At 70.7% G+C, this 21,935-nt stretch carries 20 protein-coding genes; 2 read left to right on the top strand and 18 right to left on the bottom strand.

Translation table 11 applies throughout. The annotated features are described in order from the left end of the window. Positions 1–9: 9 nt before the first annotated feature. The 10 genes from OG379_RS14295 to OG379_RS14250 all read right to left on the bottom strand — a co-directional run bounded on the left by OG379_RS14295 (position 10) and on the right by OG379_RS14250 (position 13,210). Positions 10–1,794: an IucA/IucC family protein gene (locus OG379_RS14295; protein ID WP_405662698.1), complete on the bottom strand. Its 1,785-nt coding sequence runs from the start codon at positions 1,792–1,794 to the stop codon at positions 10–12. Beyond that, on the bottom strand, positions 1,791–2,366 hold the full coding sequence (locus tag OG379_RS14290) for a GNAT family N-acetyltransferase (protein WP_405662696.1): 576 nt from the start codon (positions 2,364–2,366) through the stop codon (positions 1,791–1,793). Before OG379_RS14290 ends, OG379_RS14295 begins: the two co-directional genes overlap by 4 nt. Beyond that, positions 2,363–3,649 (bottom strand): lysine N(6)-hydroxylase/L-ornithine N(5)-oxygenase family protein, encoded by a 1,287-nt coding sequence (locus OG379_RS14285; protein ID WP_393759057.1) that lies wholly within the window; start codon positions 3,647–3,649, stop codon positions 2,363–2,365. The genes OG379_RS14290 and OG379_RS14285 overlap by 4 nt, the downstream gene beginning before the upstream one ends. Then, positions 3,633–5,081, bottom strand: a complete 1,449-nt coding sequence (locus OG379_RS14280; protein WP_405662694.1) for a pyridoxal phosphate-dependent decarboxylase family protein — start codon at positions 5,079–5,081, stop codon at positions 3,633–3,635. The genes OG379_RS14285 and OG379_RS14280 overlap by 17 nt, the downstream gene beginning before the upstream one ends. A gap of 160 nt (positions 5,082–5,241) precedes the next feature. Continuing rightward, the gene (locus OG379_RS14275) at positions 5,242–6,093 is read right to left on the bottom strand and encodes a siderophore-interacting protein (RefSeq protein WP_405662692.1); all 852 of its coding nucleotides are present in this window, start codon (positions 6,091–6,093) and stop codon (positions 5,242–5,244) included. A 70-nt stretch (positions 6,094–6,163) separates the two neighbouring features. Continuing rightward, complete coding sequence (locus OG379_RS14270; protein ID WP_405662689.1) at positions 6,164–7,192, bottom strand: ABC transporter substrate-binding protein; 1,029 nt, start codon at positions 7,190–7,192, stop codon at positions 6,164–6,166. Between the two features lie 218 nt (positions 7,193–7,410). Beyond that, positions 7,411–8,577, bottom strand: a complete 1,167-nt coding sequence (locus tag OG379_RS14265) for an acyl-CoA dehydrogenase family protein (RefSeq protein ID WP_362926742.1) — start codon at positions 8,575–8,577, stop codon at positions 7,411–7,413. 7 nt (positions 8,578–8,584) lie between these two features. Beyond that, positions 8,585–9,514: a hydroxymethylglutaryl-CoA lyase gene (locus OG379_RS14260; protein WP_405668501.1), complete on the bottom strand. Its 930-nt coding sequence runs from the start codon at positions 9,512–9,514 to the stop codon at positions 8,585–8,587. A 17-nt stretch (positions 9,515–9,531) separates the two neighbouring features. Next, positions 9,532–11,580, bottom strand: a complete 2,049-nt coding sequence (locus OG379_RS14255) for an acetyl-CoA carboxylase biotin carboxylase subunit (protein WP_405662686.1) — start codon at positions 11,578–11,580, stop codon at positions 9,532–9,534. A gap of 13 nt (positions 11,581–11,593) precedes the next feature. Beyond that, on the bottom strand, positions 11,594–13,210 hold the full coding sequence (locus tag OG379_RS14250) for a carboxyl transferase domain-containing protein (RefSeq protein ID WP_393759068.1): 1,617 nt from the start codon (positions 13,208–13,210) through the stop codon (positions 11,594–11,596). A 109-nt stretch (positions 13,211–13,319) separates the two neighbouring features. Between OG379_RS14250 and OG379_RS14245 the strand changes: the two genes are divergently transcribed. Further along, a complete protein-coding gene (locus OG379_RS14245) occupies positions 13,320–13,934 on the top strand; it encodes a TetR/AcrR family transcriptional regulator (protein ID WP_393759070.1) in 615 nt (204 codons plus the stop codon). Between the two features lie 13 nt (positions 13,935–13,947). Here OG379_RS14245 and OG379_RS14240 read toward each other — a convergent pair whose 3' ends face one another. Beyond that, entirely contained in the window at positions 13,948–14,322 is a 375-nt protein-coding gene (locus OG379_RS14240) for a hypothetical protein (protein ID WP_405662683.1), read from the bottom strand. Positions 14,323–14,359: 37 nt separating this feature from the next. Between OG379_RS14240 and OG379_RS14235 the strand changes: the two genes are divergently transcribed. Continuing rightward, positions 14,360–15,157 carry a phosphatase gene (locus OG379_RS14235; protein ID WP_405662681.1) on the top strand — a complete coding sequence of 266 codons (798 nt, stop codon included), beginning with the start codon at positions 14,360–14,362 and terminating at the stop codon, positions 15,155–15,157. Positions 15,158–15,233: 76 nt separating this feature from the next. Here the strand turns inward: OG379_RS14235 and OG379_RS14230 are convergent, their stop codons facing one another. The 7 genes from OG379_RS14230 to OG379_RS14200 all read right to left on the bottom strand — a co-directional run bounded on the left by OG379_RS14230 (position 15,234) and on the right by OG379_RS14200 (position 21,934). Continuing rightward, positions 15,234–16,454, bottom strand: coding sequence for a cytochrome P450 (locus OG379_RS14230; RefSeq protein ID WP_405662678.1), 1,221 nt, complete (start codon positions 16,452–16,454; stop codon positions 15,234–15,236). After that, a complete protein-coding gene (locus tag OG379_RS14225) occupies positions 16,346–17,665 on the bottom strand; it encodes a cytochrome P450 (RefSeq protein ID WP_405662676.1) in 1,320 nt (439 codons plus the stop codon). Before OG379_RS14225 ends, OG379_RS14230 begins: the two co-directional genes overlap by 109 nt. After that, positions 17,662–18,261 carry an ATP/GTP-binding protein gene (locus OG379_RS14220; RefSeq protein WP_393759079.1) on the bottom strand — a complete coding sequence of 200 codons (600 nt, stop codon included), beginning with the start codon at positions 18,259–18,261 and terminating at the stop codon, positions 17,662–17,664. The genes OG379_RS14225 and OG379_RS14220 overlap by 4 nt, the downstream gene beginning before the upstream one ends. Continuing rightward, on the bottom strand, positions 18,239–18,589 hold the full coding sequence (locus OG379_RS14215) for a DUF742 domain-containing protein (protein WP_356708304.1): 351 nt from the start codon (positions 18,587–18,589) through the stop codon (positions 18,239–18,241). The genes OG379_RS14220 and OG379_RS14215 overlap by 23 nt, the downstream gene beginning before the upstream one ends. After that, positions 18,586–19,008, bottom strand: coding sequence for a roadblock/LC7 domain-containing protein (locus OG379_RS14210; protein WP_103514904.1), 423 nt, complete (start codon positions 19,006–19,008; stop codon positions 18,586–18,588). Before OG379_RS14210 ends, OG379_RS14215 begins: the two co-directional genes overlap by 4 nt. Further along, positions 19,005–20,471 (bottom strand): ATP-binding protein, encoded by a 1,467-nt coding sequence (locus tag OG379_RS14205; protein ID WP_405662671.1) that lies wholly within the window; start codon positions 20,469–20,471, stop codon positions 19,005–19,007. The genes OG379_RS14210 and OG379_RS14205 overlap by 4 nt, the downstream gene beginning before the upstream one ends. 503 nt (positions 20,472–20,974) lie before the next feature. Further along, entirely contained in the window at positions 20,975–21,934 is a 960-nt protein-coding gene (locus OG379_RS14200) for a cation diffusion facilitator family transporter (protein WP_405662669.1), read from the bottom strand. Position 21,935: the final 1 nt, after the last annotated feature.

Raw genomic sequence — 21,935 nt, 5'->3', positions numbered from 1 at the left:
CCTTCGGCCTCAGTACCCCGCGATCGGGTTCCGCAGCCTGCCGGTCAGCTGGAGCGCGCCCGCCGGGTCCTCCAGGTCGACCATCTGCTGGTTGTCACGCAGCTGCAGCCGGTTCAGGCAGGACAGCGCGAACTCCTCCGTGAACATGTCGTACTGCTTGAATTTGTCGGCGAGGTACGGCACGGAGTCCTGGTAGCCCCTGACGCACGCCGCGACCGTCCGCCAGAAGGTCTCCTCGTCGAGGACCCCCTCCGTGGCCAGGTCCGCCCCCAGGAAGCGGAAGAAGCAGTCGAAGACGTCGGTGAGGACCGACAGCAGCTTCATGTCCTCGGGGACGTCCGCGCGGATCCGCTCGACCTGGGGCGGCAGGACCGCGTCCGGGTCCATGACCGCGATCTCCTCGGCGATGTCCTTGAAGACCGTCCGGCGCACCACACCGTCCTCGATCACCAGGATCACGTTCTCGCCGTGCGGCATGAACACCAGGTCGTACGCGTAGAAGCTGTGCAGCACCGGCACGAGGTACGCGTCCAGGTACCGCCGCAGCCAGTCGGCCGGGTCGAGCCCCGACTCGGCGATCAGCGCGCCCGCCACCGAGCGGCCCTCCGCGTCGGTGTGCAGCAGCGAGGCCATCGTCGCGAGCCGCTCACGCCCGGCCAGGGACGGGACGGGGCTCTCACGCCAGAGCGCGGCGAGCATCTTCCGGTACGGGGACCCCTTGGCGGTCGCCGCCTCGTAGGTCCGGTGGTGGTAGCCGATGGCGGCCCGCTCCCGGATGATCGAGAACCCGGCCCCGCGCAGCAGCTCGTCGCGCTCGATCAGACCGGCCAGCCAGTCGTTGATCGCGGGGGTCGCCTCCATGTACGAGGCGGAGAGCCCCCGCATGAAGCCCATGTTCAGCACGGACAGCGCCGTCTTCACATAGTGCTTCTCGGGGTGGTCGGTGTTGAAGAAGGTCCGGATCGACTGCTGGGCGAGATAGGCGTCCTCGCCCTCGCCCAGGCAGACCAGATGCTGCTGAGCCACCTCTCCGGCGAAGGTGATCGCGAGCTTGTTCCACCACTGCCAGGGGTGGACCGGGATCAGCAGGTAGTCGTCGAGGTCGAGCCCGAGGTCCGTCATCCGCGCGGCGAACCTGCCGAGCGTCTCCTCGCCGAGCTCACCCGCGATGAGGGCCGGGTAGTCCAGCCCGGTGCCCGCAGTGAAGGTGGCGCGATCGCGACGGGCGGCCAGCCAGACCAGGCGGATCCCGGTCGCCGCCTCCGGGGCGTACGCGCGATAGGCGTCGACCCCGAAGCCGAGTCGCCCGTTGTTGGCGACAAAGCAGGGGTGCCCCTCGGTCATGCCGGTCTCCACCGCCTGGAAACCGGACCCGGCGAGCTGTGCGGCGGTGGTCGGTTCCTTGGTCAGTTTGTACGCGGTTCCGGCCAGCGTGGAGGAGATCTCCTCCAGGTACACGGGCAGGATCTCCGCCGACAGGCCCAGCGTGGAGCGCAGCTCGACGAAGAACTCCAGCGCGTCCAGCGGGAGGTCCGAGCCGTGCCGGTGACGTGTGATCGACCCGGCGTCGACCTGCCAGTGGTCCAGCGCGAAGCGGCGGGCGGTGAAGCGGTACTCGACGGTCCCGTCGTCGCCGCGCACGCTGTAGCCGCCGTCGTCGAGCGGGACCGGGACCAGCAGCCGTTCGTGGGAGAACTCGGCCAGCGCCTTGCGGATCAGCAGCCGGTTGGCGACGGCCCAGCGCTCGGGGGTCAGGTGCTCGACGGCTGCGGTAGTGGTGGTGCGGTCGTTCATCGGGGGGCTCCAGTGGTAGCGGCCTCGAACTGCTCGCGGGTGCAGGTGCTGAGCAGGGCCTGTTTCTCCGGCTTGGTGATCTCGCGGACCACCTCGAAGCCGACCGCCTTGTTCAGCGCGTGCACCGCGGTGTTGGTGACGTCGGGTTCGACGACGACCCTGCGGACCCGCGGATCGGCGAACAGGGTCTCCATGACGGTGGTGATCACGGCCCGGGTGAAGCCGTGCACCGGCGTCTCGGGCGGGGCGACCAGGAAGTGCATCCCGACGTCACCGGGCTCCGCGTCGTACAGCCCCTTGAGCTCGACCTCGGTGGGGTCGTAGCGCTCCATCAGGAAGGCGGGCCGGCCGTCGTGCAGCCCGATGAAGGCGTCGTGGTGCGGGTGGGCGGCTATCGCCGTGTACTCCCGCTCGACGTCCTCCAGCCGGGCGTCGCCCATCATCCAGAAGGCCGCCCTGGGGTGGGTGACCCACTCGTGCACCAGCTCGGTGTCGGACCTCCGGCCCGGCCGGCCGGGGGAGGGGTCCATGGGGCGGACGGTGAACGTCCCCTGGGGTTTCGTGCTGGTCATGCTGCGAACTCCTGGAAAGCGACGGACTTCTCGACCGGGTAGTACTCACGGCCGAGCAGTTCGCCGATGATGTACGCGTTGCGGTAGGCACCCATGCCCAGGTCGGGCGAGGTGATCGAGTGGGTGTGCACCCCGGCGTTCTGCAGGAAGATCCCGCGCCCGGTGGTGTCGATGCTGTAGTTGCGGGCCACGTCGAACCGGCCCCGGGAGTCGTGCCGGATCCGGTGGGCGACGGGCTCCAGGAAGGCCGGCGGGACGTACCGGTAGCCGGTCGCGAGGATCAGACCCTCACTGTCGAGCTCGTAGTCCCTGCCCTGCTCCTCCTGGCGGAGGCCCAGCGTGTACGTGCCCGTGGACTCCTCGTAACGCGCACTGTTCAGAGAGGAGTTCGTGAGCAGGCGGGTGGGCACGGGGCCCGGCAGGTTCTTCTGGTAGAGCAGGTCGAAGATCGAGTCGATCAGCTCGCCGTCGATGCCCTTGAAGAGGCCCTTCTGCCCGGACTCCAGCCGGTAGCGCGTCTCCTCGGGCAGGGCGTGGAAGTAGTCGACGTACTCCGGTGAGGTCATCTCCAGGGTGAGCTTCGTGTACTCCAGCGGGAAGAAGCGGGGGGAGCGCGTCACCCAGTTCAGCCGGTAGCCGTGCACGTCGATCTCGGAGAGCAGGTCGTAGTAGATCTCCGCCGCGCTCTGCCCGCTGCCCACCAGCGTGATGGACTTCTTGGCCTGCAGCGCCGCCTTCTCCCGCAGATAGCGGGAGTTGTGCAGGAAGTCGCCGCCCAGGCCACGGCAGGCCTCCGGGATGTGCGGCGGGGTGCCGGTGCCCAGGACGAGGTGACGGGCGCGGAAGGCGCTGTCGGCGGTGCGGACGGTGTACAGGCCGTCACCCTCGTCGTACGTAACCGACTGCACGGTCTGCTTGAATCGGACGCTGCTCAGCTTGGCCGCGGCCCACCGGCAGTAGTCGTTGTACTCGGTGCGCAGCGGGTAGAAGTTCTCCCGGATGTAGAACGAGTAGAGCCTGCCCCGCTCCTTGAGGTAGTTCAGGAAGGAGTACGGGCTGGTCGGGTCGGCCATCGTCACCAGGTCCGACATGAACGGCGTCTGGAGATGGGCCCCTTCGAGGAACATCCCGGAGTGCCACTCGAAGTCCGGCTTGGACTCCAGGAACAGCCCGTTCAGCTCCTCGACGGGCTCGGTCAGGCAGGCGAGTCCGAGGTTGAACGGGCCGAGCCCGATCCCGATGAAGTCGTACGGGGCGGCGAGGGGCTCAGGAAGCGCGGTCAAGGGACTCTCCCAGGTACTGCTCGGCGTGGCCGGCGATCAGGTCGAGGACGGCGGAGATGTCGGCCGTGGTCGTCTCGGGGTTGAGCAGGGTGAATTTCAGGTACTGGCTGTCCCCGACCTTCGTGCCCGCGACCACGGCCTCACCCGAGGCGAAGAGGGCCTTGCGGGCGTAGAGGTTGGCCCGGTCGATGTCGGCGGGCGTCCTGACGTGGGCGGGGACGTAGCGGAACACCAGGGTGGACAGCCGGGGCTCCACCACGACGTCGAAGCGCGGGTCGGCGGCCAGGAGCCGCCAGCCCTCCGCGGCCCGGTCGCACACCTCGTCGAACAGCTCACCGACACCGTCCGCGCCCATGGTGCGGAGCGTCATCCACAGCTTGAGCGCGTCGAACCTGCGCGTGGTCTGCAGGGACTTGTCCACCTGGTTGGGGATGCGTTCCTCGACGGTGCGCTCCGGGTTGAGGTACTCCGCGTGATACGTGGCATGGCGCAGCGTGGCCCGGTCGCGGACCAGCACGGCGGACGAACTCACCGGCTGGAAGAAGGACTTGTGGTAGTCCACGGTGACCGAGTCGGCGCGCTCGATGCCGTCGAGGAGTGCGCGCCGGGTGGGCGAGGCGAGCAGCCCGCAGCCGTAGGCGGCGTCGACGTGCATCCAGGTCGCGTACCGCTCGCAGAGCGCGGCGATCTCGGGCAGCGGGTCGATCGAGCCGAAGTCCGTGGTGCCCGCGGTGGCGACGACCGCCATCGGCACGGTGCCCTCGGCCTCGCAGCGTTCGAGGGCCGAGGCCAGCGCCAGGGTCTGCATGCGCTTCTCGCGGTCGACGGGGACGGAGACGACGGAGTCGGGTCCCAGGCCGAGGAGTTTGGCCGACTTCTGGACGCTGAAGTGGCTGCACTCGGAGGTGAGGATCCGCAGCCGGGTGAACTCCTCGGGGCGGAGCTTGGCCTCCTCGCGGGCCAGCAGCAGCGCCTGCAGGTTGGACTGCGTGCCACCGCTGGTGAAGACGCCGTCCGCCGCGGGGCCGAGGCCGGTGCGGGTGGCCGTCCAGTCGATCAGCCGGCGCTCGATCAGCGTGCCGCCCGCGCTCTGGTCCCAGGTGTCCAGGGAGGAGTTGACCGCGGAGAGCACGGCCTCGCCGACCACGGCGGGGATGACCACCGGGCAGTTGAGGTGGGCGAGGTAGCGGGGATGGTGGAAGTACACGGCGTCGCGGAGGTAGACCTCACCGAGCTCGTCCAGGGCGGCAGCCGTGTCGCCGAGCGGCCGGTCGAGATCGATGGCGTCGACGACGGGGGTGAGCGCCTCCACGCCGATGCCGCTGAACGGCTGCTCGGTGGAGGCGAGTCTGGCTGCGACCTGTTCGACTCCCGCGGTGACGGAGCGACGGTAGTCCTCCGCCGTCGTGTGGTTGAGCAGGTGGGAACGCATGTGGGGGCCTCCCGGGTAGGGACGTCGTCGCGGCCCTCCGGGCAGAGAGAGGGGGGACGAGGGCGCGACGGTTAAGTTAGGCAAGCCTAACCTAACAACTTTCGCGATCCCCGCCCCCCGGGGGGTCCGTCACAGGAACCCCACAAGAACTGCAGGCGTGTTACGCGGCCGCCCGTGCCGCTTCCTCCCGCAGCTGCTCCTCGCTCAGCCCGCGCCGCCAGTAGCCGACGAAGGTGACGCGCCTGCGGTCGAACTCCCGCTCCCGCACGAAGTGGCGGCGCAGCGCCCTGACCCCGGACGACTCACCGGCGATCCAGACGTACGGGGTGCCCTCGGGCAGCGCGGCGGCGCGCACGGCGTCCACGGCGGAGGGGGCGCCCTCGTCCCGTACGAGCCAGGTGATGTGCGCGTCGGCCTCGGTGCGGATGTCCATCCGGTCCTGGGTGTGCGGGACCTCCAGCCAGACCCTGGCCCTCGTGCCGGCCGGCAGCCACTCCAGGGCGGCCGAGGCGGCGGGAAGCGCCGTCTCGTCGGCGCAGATCAGCACGCAGCCGGTGTCCTGCGGCGGCTGGAAGCGGATCCCGTTGTTGTTCTCGCCGGTGGGGCCCAGCACGGTGAGCCGCTGTCCCGGCACGGCGGCCTCGGCCCAGCGGCAGGCCGGCCCGCCGTCCTCGTGGAGGGCGAAGTCGATGTCGATCTCGGTCGAGCCGTCCGGGGTGTACCGCTGGGCGCGCACGGTGTACGACCGCATCACGGCCCGGACGTCCGGGGGCAGGGCCCGCCAGGCCGCGAACCACTCACCGTTCTCGTCGACCGGGACGACCGCCTCGGTCTGGCCCGGGTGCGGCAGGAAGATCGAGAGGCTCTGGTCCCGGCCTCCGGCGACGAAGCCGTCGCTCCCCGGCCCGCCGAAGGTGATTCTCCGGATGGAGGGGCTCAGCCTGCTGGTCCTGAGGACCGTCAGGCCGAAGAACCGGAAGGGGGCGACGGCGGGTGCGGTGGCGGTCGTCATGCGAGGGGTCCTCCCGGGAAACGGAACGGCGAGGGCCCTGCCGGGAGTCACTCCCGGCAGGGCCGCAGGGTCAGCTGACCTTCTTGGCCTTCTCGATGGCCTCGGCGAGGGCGTCGAGGATCGGCGCGCACTTGTCGTAGGAGTAGATGGGCTCCGTCGTACGCGGGATGACCTGGCCGGCCTTGACGGCGGGCAGCTGGGCCCAGGTCGGCTTGGAGGTCAGCGCGTCGGGCTGCAGGGCCGAGGAGCGGTTGTCCATCATGATGATGTCGGCGTCGTACTTGTCGACGTTCTCCCAGCTCAGCTCCTCGAAGAAGCCGGCCGAGTTGACCTTCGGCTCGACGAACTGCACGCCGAGCTCCTGGAAGTACAGGGTGTCGGCGGACGTCTTGGCGAGGGAGACGTAGAACAGGTCCTGGCTCGCCGAGCCGACCATGACCTTGATGTTCGGCTGGGACTTGGCGGCGGCGCGCAGCCGGGCCGCCGCCTTCTCGAACGCGGCCTTGGCGTCGGTGACCTTCTTGGCCTTGACGTCGGCGCCGAGGGAGGCGGCGAGGTCCTCGTGGCGCTGGATCGCCTTCGGCACCGTGGTCTGCGCGGCCCACAGGGCGACGCTCGGGGCCAGCTTGAGGATCTTGTCCTTGGACTGGTCCGGCACGTACCAGAGGGCGTCCTTCTCCCACATGGCGGTGACGAGGAGGTCCGGCGCGAGGCCGGCGTACTTCTCGACGTTGAACTCGCCCCAGACGTTGCCGAGCACCTCGACCTTGCTGATGTCCAGGTCACCGGCCTGCACATCGGCCTTGCCGTCGGAGGTCTTCGTCGGACCGAAGACACCCTTGACCTCGACGCCGTAGTCGTGGAGCGCGGCGGCGACACCGATGAACGCGACGATGTTCTTCGGCGCGGACTCGGCCTCGGCCGTCTGCCCGCGGTCGTCCTTGAAGGACCAGGGGCCGGATTTCTCCGCACCCGAACCCGAGGCGGAGCTCTTCTCGTCGCCGTCGCCACAGGCTGCGAGGACGGCACCGAGACCGACGACGCCACCGGCGGCCAGCAGGCCGCGGCGGGAGAGTGGGCTGGTCCGGAGGTTGGACATGAGTGGGTCTGCTTTCGTACGCGCCCCAGGGCGCCCGCTGACGATTCGAAGGAAGGCTAGCCTAACCTCACATATCGTGGACGGGGAGGGCAAGGGGGAGCGGCCGTTCCGTTACCGGCCCACGGGAAAGCCGCCTCCCCCGTGACCAGGGAAGGCGGCTGTCGTGGACGTCCGGGCACAGCCGGTGAACCGGCTGGAGGCCGGCATCTGCCCGCGTGTCAGGCGTCCATGCCCAGCTCCCGGGCGATCAGCATCCGCTGGACCTCGCTCGTGCCCTCGCCGATCTCAAGGATCTTGGAGTCGCGCCACATGCGGGCCACCGGGTACTCGTTCATGAAGCCGTAGCCGCCGTGGATCTGCGTCGCCTCGCGGGCGTTGTCCACCGCCACCGTCGAGGAGTACAGCTTCGCGATCGCCGCCTCCTTCTTGAACGGCTCGCCCGCCACCAGCCGCGAGGCCGCGTCCCGCCAGCCGACCCGGGCCATGTGCGCCCGCGTCTCCATGTCCGCGATCTTGAACTGGATGGCCTGGTTGGCGCCGATCGGCTTCCCGAAGGCGTGCCGCTCCTTCGCGTACTTCAGCGACTCGTCCACACAGCCCTGCGCCAGACCCGTCGAGAGCGCCGAGATCGCGATCCGGCCCTCGTCCAGGATCCGCAGGAACTGCGCGTAACCACGGCCCTCCTCGCCCAGCAGGTTCGCCGCCGGGACGCGGACGTCGGAGAAGGACAGCTCACGGGTGTCCGAGGCGTTCCAGCCGACCTTGGAGTACGGGGCGGCCACGGTGAAGCCGGGGGTGCCCGACGGGACGATGATCGCGGAGATGCGCGGGGCGCCGTTCTCCTTGCGGCCGGTGACCGCAGTCACCGTGACCAGCTCCGTGATGTCCGTACCGGAGTTGGTGATGAAGCACTTGGAGCCGTTGATCACCCATTCGCCGGCGGCCTCGTCCAGAACGGCCGTCGTCCGCGTCCCGCCCGCGTCCGAGCCGCCGTCCGGCTCCGTCAGACCGAACGCGCCGAGCGCCTCGCCCGCGCACAGCTTCGGCAGCCAACGCTGCTTCTGCTCCTCGGTCCCGAAGCGGTAGACCGGCATGGCGCCGAGCGATACACCCGCCTCCAGCGTGATCGCCACGGAGGAGTCGACCCGGGCCAGCTCCTCCAAGGCGATCCCGAGGGCGAGGTAGTCGCCGCCCATGCCGCCGTACTCCTCGGGGAAGGGCAGGCCGAACAGGCCCATGCGCCCCATCTCCCGCACGATCTCGTACGGGAACTCGTGGCGCTCGTAGAAGTCGCCGATCTTCGGGGCGATCACATCGTGTGCGAACTCCTCGACGGTGCGGCGCAGTTCCTCGTGCTCGGCGGTCAGCCGGTGGTCAAGGGACATGGGTCGTTCACTCCTTGTGGGACAGCGCGCGGACGGTACGGGAAGGGCTCGGGCGGCCCAGCTGTTCGGCCATCCACACGCTTGTGGCGGTGAGTGCGCCGAGGTCGACCCCGGTTTCGACACCGAGGCCGTCGAGCATCCACACGAGATCCTCGGTGGCGAGATTTCCGGTCGCGCTCTTCGCGTACGGGCAGCCGCCGAGGCCGCCGGCCGAGGCGTCCACCGTCGTCACACCGTGCTGGAGCGCGGCCAGGGTGTTGGAGAGCGCCTGGCCGTACGTGTCGTGGAAGTGCACCCCGATCGTGCCGGTGGGGACCCCCGCCTCGTTCAGCGCGGTCAGCAGTGCCGTCACATGACCCGGGGTGGCCACGCCGATCGTGTCGCCGAGGGAGAGCTCGTCGCAGCCGAGGTCCATCAGCGCCTTCGCGACCCGCACGACCTGCGCGACGGGCACGGCCCCTTCCCAGGGGTCCCCGAAGCACATCGACAGATAGCCGCGCACATGCACACCGGCCGCCTTCGCCCGGGCGACCACCGGCTCGAACATGGCGAGCGACTCGTCCACCGTGCGGTTGAGGTTGCGGGCCGCGAACGTCTCCGTCGCCGAGCCGAACACGGCGATCCGGCGTGCACCGAGCGCGAGCGCCCGGTCCAGACCGCGCTCGTTGGGCACCAGGACGGGCAGGGCCACGTCCCCTACATCCGCGATGTCGCCGATGAGCGGGAACAGCTGTTCCGCGTCCGCCAGTTGGGGCACCCACTTCGGGTGGACGAAGCTGGTCGCCTCGATCGTGGAGAGCCCGGCCTCCGCGAGACGGCGGATGAACTCCGCCTTCACCCCGGTCGGTACGACGGACTTCTCGTTCTGCAGTCCGTCACGGGCTCCGACCTCGTGGATGCGGACCCGGACGGGCAGCCCCGGCGCGGGCACCGTCATGGGCAGTCCGGTGTCGGTCACGATTCCTCCCTCGGGGCCACCACGGCCAGGATCTGGTCCATGGCGACCGTGGCACCGGCGGTGACGTCGAGCTCGGTGACGGTCCCGGCGTGCGGGGCGGAGATGACGTGCTCCATCTTCATCGCCTCGACGACCAGCAGGCTCTGCCCGGCCACGACCTCGTCCCCGACCGCCACCTTCACCACCGTGACGGTCCCGGGCATGGGCGCGGCGAGCGTGTCGGCGCCCGAACGGGCGGCGCCGCTGAGGGACGCCTCCACCGGGTCGTGGTCCTGGACGTGCCAGGCGTCCCCGTCCCGGCCGAGCCAGACCCCCTCCGGGGACGACGCCAGGCTGAACGTGTGGGTCAGGCCGTCGAGTTCGACGACGACACGCCGCCCGGTCGCCTCGACCAGCCGGGACCTCTCCGCGCCGGGCAGCGAGGGCACCGGACCGCACGCGTCCGCGGGCTCCCGCCGGTCCCCGGCGTGGCCGAACGTCAGCGCCGCCGTGGACTCCGCGCCCGCACGCAGGCCCACGCGCACCGGCTCATGGCCAGGGACGCGGAAGTGGTGGAAGGTTTCCGCGGGGGTGCCGCCCAGCCGCCAGCCGCCGGGCACCGAGAAGGGATCGACCCAGCCGCCGACGGGAGCGGGGGAGGGCTGCCGCAGCAGCGCCGCCGCCGCGTACACCTCCTCCGGCACCCCGTCCGGCACCAGGCCGTCCGCCTCCCGCTCCACGAGGCCGGTGTCCAGATCGCCCGCCGCCACCGCCGGATGGGCCAGCAGCCGCCGCAGGAACCCGGCGTTCGTCGGGACGCCCAGCACCACCGTGTCCGCGAGCGCCGCCCGCAGCCGGCGCAGGGCGGTCGCCCGGTCGGCGCCGTACGCGATGACCTTCGACAGCATCGGGTCGTACGTGCTGCCGACCGGCACGCCCTCGCTGAGCCCCGAGTCCGTCCGCACCCCGCCGCCCGCCGGCTCGTGCAGCGCGAGCACCGTGCCGCCGGACGGCAGGAAGCCGCGCGCCGGGTCCTCGGCGCAGACCCGGGCCTCGACGGCGTGCCCCGTGAGCGTGATGTCCGCCTGCGCGTACGGCAGCCGCTCGCCGGAGGCGACCCGGAGCTGCCATTCCACCAGGTCGAGCCCGGTGATCAGCTCGGTGACCGGGTGCTCGACCTGGAGACGGGTGTTCATCTCCATGAAGTAGTACGAGGAGGGGTCGCTGCCCGGGACGATGAACTCGACCGTGCCCGCGCCCACGTATCCGCAGGACCTGGCCGCCTGCACGGCCGCCTCACCCATCGCGGCCCGGGTCGCCTCGTCGAGCAGGACCGAGGGAGCCTCCTCGATGATCTTCTGGTGGCGGCGCTGGAGCGAGCACTCGCGCTCGCCGAGGTGCACCACGTTGCCGTGGCCGTCGGCCAGGACCTGGATCTCGATGTGGCGCGGCCGGTCGATCCACCGCTCGACGAGGAGCGTGTCGTCACCGAACGAGGCGCGCGCCTCGCGCCGGGCAGCCGCGATCTCGTCGGCCAGCAGCGCCTCCTCGCGCACCAGCCGCATGCCCTTGCCGCCGCCGCCCGCCGACGGCTTCAGCAGCACGGGCATCCCGATCTCCCGGGCGGCCGCGCCCAATTGGGCGTCGGTGAGCCCGCTCCCGGAGGAGCCGGGCACGACCGGCACCCCGGCCGTGGCGACGGTCTCCTTGGCGCGGATCTTGTCGCCCATCAGCGAGATCGCGGGGGCGGGCGGGCCGATGAAGACCAGTCCCGCCTCCGCGCACGCCTGGGCGAAGCCCGCGTTCTCCGCGAGGAAGCCGTAACCCGGGTGGACCGCCTCGGCGCCCGTGCGGCGGGCGGCGTCCAGCAGCCGCTCCACCGACAGATAGCTCTCGGCGGCCGGGGCCGGCCCGATCCGTACCGCCGTATCCGCCTCCCGGACGTGCCGGGCGTCCGCGTCCGCGTCGCTGAAGACGGCGACCGACCGCACGCCGAGCTCGCGCAGGGTCCGGATGACCCGGACCGCGATCTCGCCACGGTTGGCGACCAGAACAGTGCTGAACATGGAAGTCCTCACATCACATCCGGAAGACGCCGAAACTGGGCTCGCCCAGCGGGGCGTTGGCACACGCGGTCAGGGCGAGCCCCAGCACCTGCCGGGTCTCCACAGGGTCGATCACACCGTCGTCCCACAGCCGGGCGGTGGCGTAGTAGGCGTTGCCCTGCTGTTCGTACTGCGCGCGGACCGGGTCCTTGAAGGCCTCTTCCTCCTCGGCGGGCCACTCCTCGCCGCGCCCCTCGATCTGGTCGCGCTTGACGGTGGCCAGCACCGAGGCGGCCTGCTCGCCGCCCATGACCGAGATCTTGGCGTTCGGCCACATCCACAGGAAGCGCGGCCCGTAGGCCCGGCCGCACATGGAGTAGTTCCCCGCTCCGTACGACCCGCCGACCACGACCGTCAGCTTCGGCACCCGCGTGCACGCCACGGCCGTGACCATCTTGGCGCCGTGCTTGGCGATGCCCCCGGCCTCGTAGTCCCGGCCGACCATGAAGCCCGAGATGTTCTGGAGGAAGACCAGCGGGATGCCCCGCTGGTCGCACAGCTCGATGAAGTGGGCGCCCTTCTGGGCGGACTCCGAGAACAGGATCCCGTTGTTGGCGACGATGCCGACGGGATGGCCGTGGATCCGGGCGAAGCCGGTGATCAGCGTCTGGCCGTACTCCGCCTTGAACTCCTGGAAGCGGGAGCCGTCCACCACCCGGGCGATGACCTCCCGCACGTCGTAGGGCGTACGGGAATCGACGGGCACCGCCCCGTACAGGCCCGCCGGATCCGCCTTCGGCTCCTCGGCGGGCTCCACGGACCAGGGGAGCGGCCCGCGGCCGGGGAGGGTCGCGACGATGTTCCGCACGATCCGCAGCGCGTGCGCGTCGTCCTCGGCGAGATGGTCGGTGACCCCGGACGTCCGGGAGTGGACCTCGCCGCCGCCCAGCTCCTCCGCCGTGACGACCTCACCCGTGGCCGCCTTCACGAGCGGGGGGCCGCCCAGGAAGATCGTGCCCTGGTTCCGGACGATGACGGCCTCGTCGCTCATGGCCGGGACGTATGCCCCGCCCGCCGTGCACGAGCCGAGCACCGCCGCGATCTGCGGGATGCCGGCGCCCGACATCCGGGCCTGGTTGTAGAAGATCCGCCCGAAGTGGTCCCGGTCGGGGAAGACCTCGTCCTGCATCGGGAGGAACGCGCCTCCCGAGTCCACCAGGTACAGGCAGGGCAGCCGGTTCTCCAGGGCCACCTCCTGGGCGCGGAGGTGCTTCTTCACCGTCATCGGGTAGTACGTGCCGCCCTTGACGGTCGCGTCGTTGGCGACGATCACGCACTCCCGGCCGCTGACCCGCCCGATTCCGGCGATCACCCCGGCGGCAGGCGCCGCGCCCCCGTACAGCCCCTCGGCCGCGAGCGGTGCCAGCTCCAGGAAGGGGGAGCCCGGGTCGAGCAGCGTGTCCACCCGCTCCCGGGGCAGCAGCTTGCCGCGCGCCACATGCCGGGCGCGGGCCTTCTCACCCCCGCCGAGCCGCGCAGTGGCGAGCCGCGTGCGCAGCTCCTCGGCGAGCGCGTGATGCGCCGCCTCGTTGGCCTGCCAGGCCTCCGAGGCGGGATCGGCCGCGCTCACCAGGACCGGTGCCTGCTGCATCCTGTCGAGCCCCCTTGCCCGTACCGCAGTAGTCGATCAGAGTTAATGAGCGTTAACGCGTTGCGCTCAGGTTAACGAGCGCTAACCCGCCTGTCTAGAATGAATCCCCATGAGCACTCATGCCGCCGCCCGTGTCGCGGCTCCCACCCGCCGCGAGCAGATCCTCCGGGAGGCCGCCCGCCTCTTCGCCGAGCGCGGCTTCCACGGTGTCGGGGTCGACGAGATAGGGGCGGCGGTCGGCATCAGCGGCCCCGGTCTCTACCGTCACTTCCCCGGCAAGGACGCGATGCTCGCCGAGCTGCTCGTCGGTATCAGTGAGCGCCTGCTGGCCGGCGGAAAGCTGCGCGTCACCGAGGGCGGCGCCTCCCGGGGCGGCTCCCCGGACGCGCTGCTGGACGCCCTCATCGAGGGCCACATCGACTTCGCCCTGGACGACCGGCCCCTGATCACCCTCCACGACCGCGAGCTGGACCGCCTGCGGGACACCGACCGCAAGCGCGTGCGCCAGCTCCAGCGGCAGTACGTCGAGGTCTGGGTCGAGGCCGTACGCGCCCTCTACCCGGACCTTGCGGAGAACGAGGCCCGGGTCACCGTCCACGCGGTGTTCGGCCTGTTGAACTCCACCCCCCACCTGACCCGCCCCGAAGCGCTCCCCGGCCGGGCCGCCACGGCCGCCCTGCTGCACCGGCTGGCGCGCGGGGCCTTCGAGGCGGCGGCCTCGTGACCCGGGGGAGCGGTCAGGTGCCGCTCCCGTCCGTCCCGCCCCTGATCTCGTCGAACGACTCCCGCATGGCCGACCGCGCGCGGGTGAACCGGTCCGTCAGTACGGCGATCTCGTCCGGACCGTAGTCGGCGAAGAGGCTGCCCGGGCGGGCGTGGAACGGCCCGTAGACCTCGAGGACGCGCGCCTGCGCCGATTCCCCCATCACCACCTGCACCCGGCGTACGTCGACGGCGACGGCAGGCGTGAGGGGCGGGCTCCCCGCCGCCGGGTCCGCCCAGGACCCGTTCCGCCGCGCGGCGGCAGGTCCCTGCCCGGGGCGCGGATGCGGGCGGGATCCGCGTAGGCGCCCGGCGCGCAGTGCCGCGGAGAATTCCGCCGTACGAGACACCAGGCACACAGTGCGTCGCCGACGGCACAATGGGTGCATGCCGATACCCAGCCGCGCCGAACTCGTCGAGCACCTCGTCCGCACACGTATCGCGGGCGACGTCGCCACTCCCCGCGACAACAACCTCTCCCACTACCGCCAGCTCGCCAACGGCAACCGCCATTTCTGGCTGGGGCTGGAGCTCGGCGACCGGTGGATCGACGAGCAGGACGTCCTCGCCGTGATGGCCGAGAGATGCGGGGTCAACGACGACCCGGAGCACCGCCAGGGCCAGGACACCATCGACCCCGAGCTGACGGTCGACGCCCTCGACCGAATGGCCGCACGGCTGCGGAAGGCGGCGGCCGACGGGGAACGGGTGCTGCTCGCCACCGGCCACCCGGGCGGGCTGCTCGACGTGCACCGGCAGACCGCGGACGCACTGCGGGCCGCCGGATGCGAGATCGTACGGATCCCCGGTGGCCTGATGGCGGACGAGGGCATGGTCTTCCAGTTCGCCGACGTCGCCGTCCTGGAGCGCGGCGCGACGCTGTGGCACACGCACTCACCGGTGCCGATGGCCGCCATCCTGGACGGCCTGGAGCGCGAGGGCCGGCCGCAGCCGGACCTGGTCGTCGCCGACCACGGGTGGGCCGGGTGCGCGGGGCAGCGCGGGATCGACTCGATCGGTTACGCGGACTGCAACGACCCCGCGCTCTTCCTGGGGGAGGCGGAGGGCACCCTCCAGGTCACCGTGCCGCTCGACGACCACGTCACCGACCCGCGCTACTACGACCCGATGACCGACTACCTGCTGGACGCGGCCGGGCTGCTCCCTGCCGAGGGCCGGGAGTAACGACAGCGGGAGTGAGTCCGGCCGGCCGGTGGACGACCGGGCCGGCCGGACTCGGACTGCTCGACTCTCCGGGTTCTCAGGCCGTGGGACTGCCCAGCGTGACGTCGATGCGCTGAGCGCCGTTGACGATGAACGACTCGACGGAGGGCAGCTCCGCGGCGGGGGACGCCAGGGAGAGCTCCGGATACCGGGCGAACAGGGTGGTCAGGGCCACGTCGGCTTCCAGGCGCGCGAGCGGGGCCCCGAGGCAGAAGTGGACGCCGTAGCCGAACGCAAGGTGCTCCCGGCCGAACCGGTCGATGTCGAACCGGTCGGCGTCCGGGCCGTGCTGGGCCGGCTCCCGGCCCGCCGCGGCGTAGGACGCGAGGATCGCTTCACCCCGGGCGATGCGCTGACCGTCAGGGAGGTCGATGTCCTCGACGGCGTAGCGCAGGGGCAGATGGGCCACGCTCGGCTCCCAGCGCAGGGTCTCCTCGACGACGTCGTTCCAGCGCTTCGCCCCGGCGCCGGTGACCTGCCGGCGCTGCTCGGGGTGTTCCAGCAGGGCGCGGACGGCGTTGCCGATGAGGTTGACGGTGGTCTCGAAGCCGGCGCTGATGATGAGCAGCAGCGTGTCGGTCAGCTCGGCTTCGCTCAGGCGGGCACCGTCCTCGTCACGGGTGGCGATCAGGACGCTGGTCATGTCGTCCCCGGGGTTCTGCCGCTTGCTCGCGATGAGGTCGGTCAGCATCTGCTGGAGCTCCGCGAAGTTCGACGCGGCGTCCTCGATGGTCGTGTCGAAGACCTTCTCGACCAAGTGGGCCATGCGCGGCCGGAGTTCCTCCGGCAGCCCGAAGAGATGACAGATGACCTGCATGGGCAACGGGTGGGCGTACGCGCTGCGCAGGTCCACCGTGCCGTCGGGGGCGGGCGCCACGTCGTCCAGCAGCCGGTCGGCGATCTCCTGGATGACGGGCCTCAGCGCCTCGATGCGGCGCCCGGTGAACGCGGGGGTGACGAGTTTGCGCAGGCGGCGGTGGTCCTGGCCCGCGGCGGTGAACATGTTGGAGACCGCCACCCAGGTGTAGACCCACATGTCCGGGGTGATCTCGCCGCGCTGCCACACGTCCCAGGCGCGGGGGTCCTTGGTCACGCGGTCGTCGGTCAGGAGCTCCTTGAGGAGCGAGTGGCTGGTGACGGCCCAGGCGTCTATGGCGCCGGGGAGTACGACCCGGGTCGCGGGCCCGCGCTCGCGGAGGAGAGCGGACTCTCCGTGGACGTCGCGACCGGCGGGGTCGAGGACGAGGGGCTGCTCCATGGGGTGACTCCAGTTTTCTGCGGCGTGATGGGACCGAAGCGGGCCGGGAGGTGTGCCAGTGCGCGGTGGAAGGGACCGGGGCGCCATTTCAGGTTCTCGCGGGGCACGGCGAGTTCGAGGTCCCCGAGGTGGCTGGTGAGCCTCTCGATCGCGGTGATCGCGATGAGCAGGGCGGGCTGCTTGACGGGGCAGGCGTGCGGACCGGAGGACCAGGCGAGGTGCGCGCCGCCGTCGGTACGCTCGCCGCCGTCGTGGCCGTCCGGGGTGGTGTTCGCCGCGTGGTACGAGATGAGTACGAGGCTGTCGGCGGGGATCCAGGTGCTGCCGATCTGCATGTTGCGCCGCGGGTAGTGCGCGCTGTAGTTCGCCATCGGCGGCTCGTGGCGCAGCACGTCGTTGATGGCGTCGCGGGCGGTGCGGGCGCCGTTGGAGAGGCTGCTGTAGTAGTCCGGATTGGACAGCATGCGCGACAGCGCGTTCGAGATCAGGTTCGTGGTCGGCTCCTGCCCGGCAGCCATCGTGAGGATCACCTGGTGGGCGAGTTCCTCCGGTGCCAGACCGGCGGGGTGGTCCATGAACCAGCTCGTCAGGTCCTCGCCGCGCTGCTGCACCTTGAGCGCGATGAGTTCCTCCATGTACCGGCCGAAGTCCTCGTTCGCCTTGATCGCGTGCTCGGGTTCGGATTCGAACAGGCCGCCCATGGCGGCCACCAGGCGGGGCCCGTCCTCGGGCGGCATGCCGAACATCGCGTTGAACAGCACCAGCGGCAACGGGCGTGCGTACTGGCCGACCAGGTCGACCTCACCGGTGCCGGCGAAGTCCTGGATCAGACCGTCCGCGATCTCGGCGACCTGCCGGCGCAGGTCGTGCGGCTCGATCCGGCTGAAGCTGTCGGTGATGACGGAGCGGTAGCGGCGGTGCTCGGCGCCGTCGTTGAACAGGGCGTTGGGCCGCCACCCCATCATCGGCTTCACCGGCGAGTCGGCCGGGAGCCCGCTCTCCCAGGCCCGCGGGTCCTTCGACCAGACGTCGGGGTCGTTGAGTATGGCGAGAGCGGCGTCGCGGTCGGTGACGAGATAGCCGCTGACGCCCGGGGACACCTCGACAGGGGCCACCGGCCCGAACGCGCGCAGGCGGGCGTAGACGCGCCCGGGATCCGCGGCGAAGTCCGGGCTGTGCAGGGGGACGGCCAGGGGCAGGTAGGTGCTCATGAGGCTTCCAGGACGGGGTGGGCGGCGAGCAGGTGGGTCACCAGCGCGATCAGCACGTCCACGGCCGACGACGTCTCGCGGGCGTCGCAGACGACCAGCGGGGTGTGCGGCTCCAGGTCCAGGTGGTCGCGGAGCACCTCGGGCGGGTAGTCGGGCGAGTCGGGGAAGTGGTTGACGGCCACGGCGTAGGACAGCCCCTGCTGTTCGATCATGTCGATGACGTCGAAGGAGTCGTCGAGACGTCGGGTGTCGACCAGGACCACCGCGCCCAGGGCGCCGCGCGCGATGTCCTCCCAGAGGGGCTTGAACCTCTTCTGGCCCGGAGTGCCGAACAGATAGAGGACGAGGTCACCCGGGAGCGTCCTGCGGCCGAAGTCGATGGCGACCGTGGTGGTGGCCTTGTCCCGCACACCGGCGAGATCGTCGGCCGCCGCACCGGCCTGGGTCATGACCTCCTCGGTGTGCAGCGGCGCGGTCTCGGAGAGCGTGTTGATCAGCGTCGTCTTCCCGACGCCGAAGGGTCCGGTCACCACGATCTTCACCAGCGTCTGCTCGTCGCTGTCGAGGAAGGTGTTATCGGATACTGCGGAGTCCATCGAGCACCTTCTCTAGCAGCTGGGGATCGTGTGCCTTCGCTTCGGGGATGGGGGCGCGGGCGTGCAGGTGCGAACTGTCGACGAGATCCGCGACGAGGACGCGCACCAGGCTCACCGGCAGCACGAGGCGTGCGGCGACCTCGACCAGCGCCAGCGGGCCGCCCCGGAGGAGTTCGACCAGCCGGCGCTGGGCGTGCGTCAGGTCGTCCACGGCGGTGACGCCGGTGGACGACAGCAGGGTCAGGCGGTCCAGCGTGTTGCGCGTCGGCTGGACGCTGTCGGTGGCCAGGAACGACGGCACGAGCCGCCGGCGGGGCGCCGGCGTCATCCCCGGGCCCGGGCAGGCGAGTTCATCACCTTGTCGCCCAGCTTCGAGACCTGCACCTGCATCGCGTGGGCGATGACGCCCATGTCCACGGTCGGCTGTGCGAAGACCGCCATGACCGTGTTGTCGCCCGCGGGGATCAGAAAGGCGAACCCGTAGTTCGTGCTGACCACCACCTGGTGCAGTACGGGGCTCTCCTCCTGCCCCGCCAGTTTCCTCACCAGCTCCTTGCAGGCCCCCTGTACGGCCGACGCCATGGCGGAGGCGCCCTCCCCGGCCTCCCGGGTGAGGGCCTGGGTGGCGCCCTGGATCATCCCGTCTCCGGAGAGGACCAAAGCGTGCACGACCCCCGGCACCTCCAGAAGCGGGGTGAGCACCCAGGACATGTCCCTGAGAAGGGGGCGCTTGGGAACGACGGTCATGACTGCGTGCCTTCTTCCTGGTCGGTGTGCGCGTCCTCGAATCCGCGCATGGTGCCGGTCTGCCAGGCGCCCCACGTCCGGGCCGCTTCGTCCGGGCTGATCACAGGCGCCGGGTCCGGGCCCTGCTGAGCGGGCCGGTCCGTGTCCTGAGCGGCCCGCTGGCGTCGCCGCCGCGGCAGGTCGATCGCACCGGCGGGTGCGGCGGCCGGTGACGGCGCGGGGCTCTCCTGCCTGGGCGGCTCCGGCTTGCGCAGGGCGGGGGACATGGCCGACATGGGCTGGGCCACCTCATCCATCAGCATCAGCAGGTGATCGGGAATGAACGCCACGGCTCGCACGCCGCCGTACGACGAGGGCTTGTCCACCGTGACGGTGAAACCGAACTGCTGTACGAGGCGGCCGATCGTGGCGAACCCCGCGCGCGGCGGATCTCCCAGATGGGTCAGCAGGACACCCTCCTGACCGGACAGCATGCGCGCGGCGAACTCGCGCTCCTCGTCCGTCATGCCCACGCCGGGGTCGTCGATCACGACGCACGCCCCTGCCTGCACCTGATGCAGGCTGACGTCCACGGGCCGCGTGCCCTGAGGAGTGTGGTGCACCGCGTTGGAGAGCAGCTCGGCGACGATCACGGCGAGCGGCTCCACCGCCCGGGCCACCACCCCGACCGGGTCGGAGAGCTGGCTGGTGATCTGGACGCGCTGGTAGCCCGCGATGCGGGACTGAGCTCCGGCAACGATGTCACCCAGGTGGGAGTCGTTCCGCGTCAGCCCCGGCCATGCCCCGCAGAGCACTCCGGTCGACTGGATCTGCCGGAGATTCTCCTCGTTCGTGCGGTCCATCGACACGAGCCGTTTCGCGATCTCCGGATCGTCGAAGGTGAACTGCGCTTCCTCGATCATCTCCTGGAGGCGGTAGGACTTGGCCTGGATCTCGGCGGTGGTGGCCCGCAGCACGGCCTGGGCGCCGGCGTCGACCCGCTGCTCGGTGTCGACGATGACCTGGGCGACCTGGTTCAGGGCCCGTTCCAGGAGGGCCCCGATGTCGGTGTGGGTGAGCGCCGGGTCCTGCGTTCCGGGGACCGGCACATGACGGTGTCTCAGGTGCGTGACGAGGGCCGGCAGCCGGGTGTCGACGAAGTACGCCAGCTCCCCGCCGATCCGGCCGCTCTGCTGCTCGGCGGCGAGCCTGGCGCGCTCGGCTTCCTGCGCCTCGGCGAGGAGGGTCGCTTCCATCGACCGGTAGCGGGCCTCCGAGGCCTGCGCCGCCGCCTGTGCGCTGGACCGCGCATCGGTCTCCAGCGCCTGGTACCTGCCGGCCGCGGCCCGTGCTTCGGTGCGAGCCTCAGCACGCAGTGCCGCGTTCGAACGGCGCGTGCGGAGGTGGAGGAGCGCCAGGGCGAGGGCGACGGCCGTCATGGCCAGCGCCAGCACCCAGGGGCCGGCCTCCGATATGTGCGTCATCACAAAGGTCCTCGGTGGATGGGGGGATGCGCCTGCCCGCGCGCGGCCAGGGCTAGTTGAGGCAACCCTGAGAAGGACATCGGTTCCTGGTCGCAGATGCAATAAATCCGCTGATCATGGCTCGAATTCGAGCCCTCGGACAATTTCAATCAGCACCGAGGTATTTCAAAAATTGACATGAAAGGTAAAAAGGTAAATGGGCAGAATGTGGGTGCGCCGGTTGCTCGCACTCAACTGAAACATCACCATTTGACCCGCTGTGGCCTGCAGGGACGGCTGCGGTGTGTGGCCACGAGTACGGCAGAGAGGTGTGCAGATCTCACGTCGGACGCTCTCCTGCGTGGCAGTGAGTAACGTCGATCACCGGTGGTGGCGGCAGACGGGCCGGATTTTGTCGTGTCCTGGTCGATCTCGCCGCCGAATGCTGTGTCGGACACGCCTCTGGCTGGATCTGGCCCGTAGCAGACAGTGGTCCGGGAGGTGAGGCGCCGCCCGCTTCCCTCTCAGCCGTCGGCGCGCGCCGCCAGGCGCTGCGCGCGCCCCGGTGTCGGATCCAGGTACACCCGCTGGATCGACGGGTAGCGCTCCCGCAGCTGCTGCTCCGCCTCCTCGCACGCCCACTCGATCTGCGCGGCCGTCGACGCGTCCCGGAAGTCGATCTTCGCCGCGATCAGCATCTCCGACGGCCCCTGGATGAGCGTGGTCAGCTCCACCACCTCGACGATGTGCGGCACGGACAGCAGCTCCTCGCGCACCCCGTCCCGCATCCCGGCCGGGAGCGGCCGGCCGATCAGCAACTGGGCGTTGGACCGGCAGAGCACCCATGCCACGTACACGAGCAGTACGCCGATGAGGACGGAGGCGATGCCGTCCCACACCCCGGAGCCCGTGAGCTGCCCGCCGAGCAGGCCGCCGGCCGCCAGCAGCAGCCCGGCCAAGGCCGCCGAGTCCTCCATCACCACGGCCTTGACCGCCGTGTCGGGGGTCCGGCGCAGATAGCGCGGCGCGGGCATCCGGAGCCGCGCGGCCTCACCGCGCACCTGCCGGACGCCCGTACGCAGTGAGAAGCCCTCCAGCAGGAAGGCGACCGCGAGCACGAGGTACGACACGAGCGGATCGCCGAGCTCCTCGCCCCGCAGCAGGGTGTGGATCCCGTCGTAGAGGGAGAACACCGCGCCGCCCACGAACGTCGCGACGGCTGCGAGCATCGCCCAGATGTACCGCTCGGGGCCGTAGCCCAGCGGATGGTCCTCGTCCGCGGGCTTCTCGCTGCGCTTCAGCGCGGTGAGGAGCATGACCTCGGTGACGGTGTCGGCGACCGAGTGCGCGGCCTCCGACAGCATCGCGCTCGAACCGCTGATCAGCCCCGCCACCAGCTTCGCCACGGCGATGCCGAGATTGGCGACCGCTGCGACGACGACGGTGAACGTGGACTCGCTGCCGCCGGACCGGTCGTCACTCATG

The sequence above is a fragment of the Streptomyces sp. NBC_01166 genome (assembly GCF_045039765.1).
Taxonomy (GTDB): Bacteria; Actinomycetota; Actinomycetes; order Streptomycetales; family Streptomycetaceae; genus Streptomyces.
This window is presented reverse-complemented; position numbering and strand designations above follow the sequence as displayed.

Bases quoted from the DNA above. Each gene is read 5' to 3' on its own strand.
- OG379_RS14295 (WP_405662698.1), bottom strand. From the start codon at position 1,794: ATGAACGACCGCACCACCACTACCGCAGCCGTCGAGCACCTGACCCCC.
- OG379_RS14290 (WP_405662696.1), bottom strand. From the start codon at position 2,366: ATGACCAGCACGAAACCCCAGGGGACGTTCACCGTCCGCCCCATGGAC.
- OG379_RS14280 (WP_405662694.1), bottom strand. From the start codon at position 5,081: ATGCGTTCCCACCTGCTCAACCACACGACGGCGGAGGACTACCGTCGC.
- OG379_RS14275 (WP_405662692.1), bottom strand. From the start codon at position 6,093: ATGACGACCGCCACCGCACCCGCCGTCGCCCCCTTCCGGTTCTTCGGC.
- OG379_RS14270 (WP_405662689.1), bottom strand. From the start codon at position 7,192: ATGTCCAACCTCCGGACCAGCCCACTCTCCCGCCGCGGCCTGCTGGCC.
- OG379_RS14265 (WP_362926742.1), bottom strand. From the start codon at position 8,577: ATGTCCCTTGACCACCGGCTGACCGCCGAGCACGAGGAACTGCGCCGC.
- OG379_RS14260 (WP_405668501.1), bottom strand. From the start codon at position 9,514: ATGACGGTGCCCGCGCCGGGGCTGCCCGTCCGGGTCCGCATCCACGAG.
- OG379_RS14255 (WP_405662686.1), bottom strand. From the start codon at position 11,580: ATGTTCAGCACTGTTCTGGTCGCCAACCGTGGCGAGATCGCGGTCCGG.
- OG379_RS14250 (WP_393759068.1), bottom strand. From the start codon at position 13,210: ATGCAGCAGGCACCGGTCCTGGTGAGCGCGGCCGATCCCGCCTCGGAG.
- OG379_RS14245 (WP_393759070.1), top strand. From the start codon at position 13,320: ATGAGCACTCATGCCGCCGCCCGTGTCGCGGCTCCCACCCGCCGCGAG.
- OG379_RS14235 (WP_405662681.1), top strand. From the start codon at position 14,360: ATGCCGATACCCAGCCGCGCCGAACTCGTCGAGCACCTCGTCCGCACA.
- OG379_RS14230 (WP_405662678.1), bottom strand. From the start codon at position 16,454: ATGGAGCAGCCCCTCGTCCTCGACCCCGCCGGTCGCGACGTCCACGGA.
- OG379_RS14225 (WP_405662676.1), bottom strand. From the start codon at position 17,665: ATGAGCACCTACCTGCCCCTGGCCGTCCCCCTGCACAGCCCGGACTTC.
- OG379_RS14220 (WP_393759079.1), bottom strand. From the start codon at position 18,261: ATGGACTCCGCAGTATCCGATAACACCTTCCTCGACAGCGACGAGCAG.
- OG379_RS14215 (WP_356708304.1), bottom strand. From the start codon at position 18,589: ATGACGCCGGCGCCCCGCCGGCGGCTCGTGCCGTCGTTCCTGGCCACC.
- OG379_RS14210 (WP_103514904.1), bottom strand. From the start codon at position 19,008: ATGACCGTCGTTCCCAAGCGCCCCCTTCTCAGGGACATGTCCTGGGTG.
- OG379_RS14205 (WP_405662671.1), bottom strand. From the start codon at position 20,471: ATGACGCACATATCGGAGGCCGGCCCCTGGGTGCTGGCGCTGGCCATG.
- OG379_RS14200 (WP_405662669.1), bottom strand. From the start codon at position 21,934: ATGAGTGACGACCGGTCCGGCGGCAGCGAGTCCACGTTCACCGTCGTC.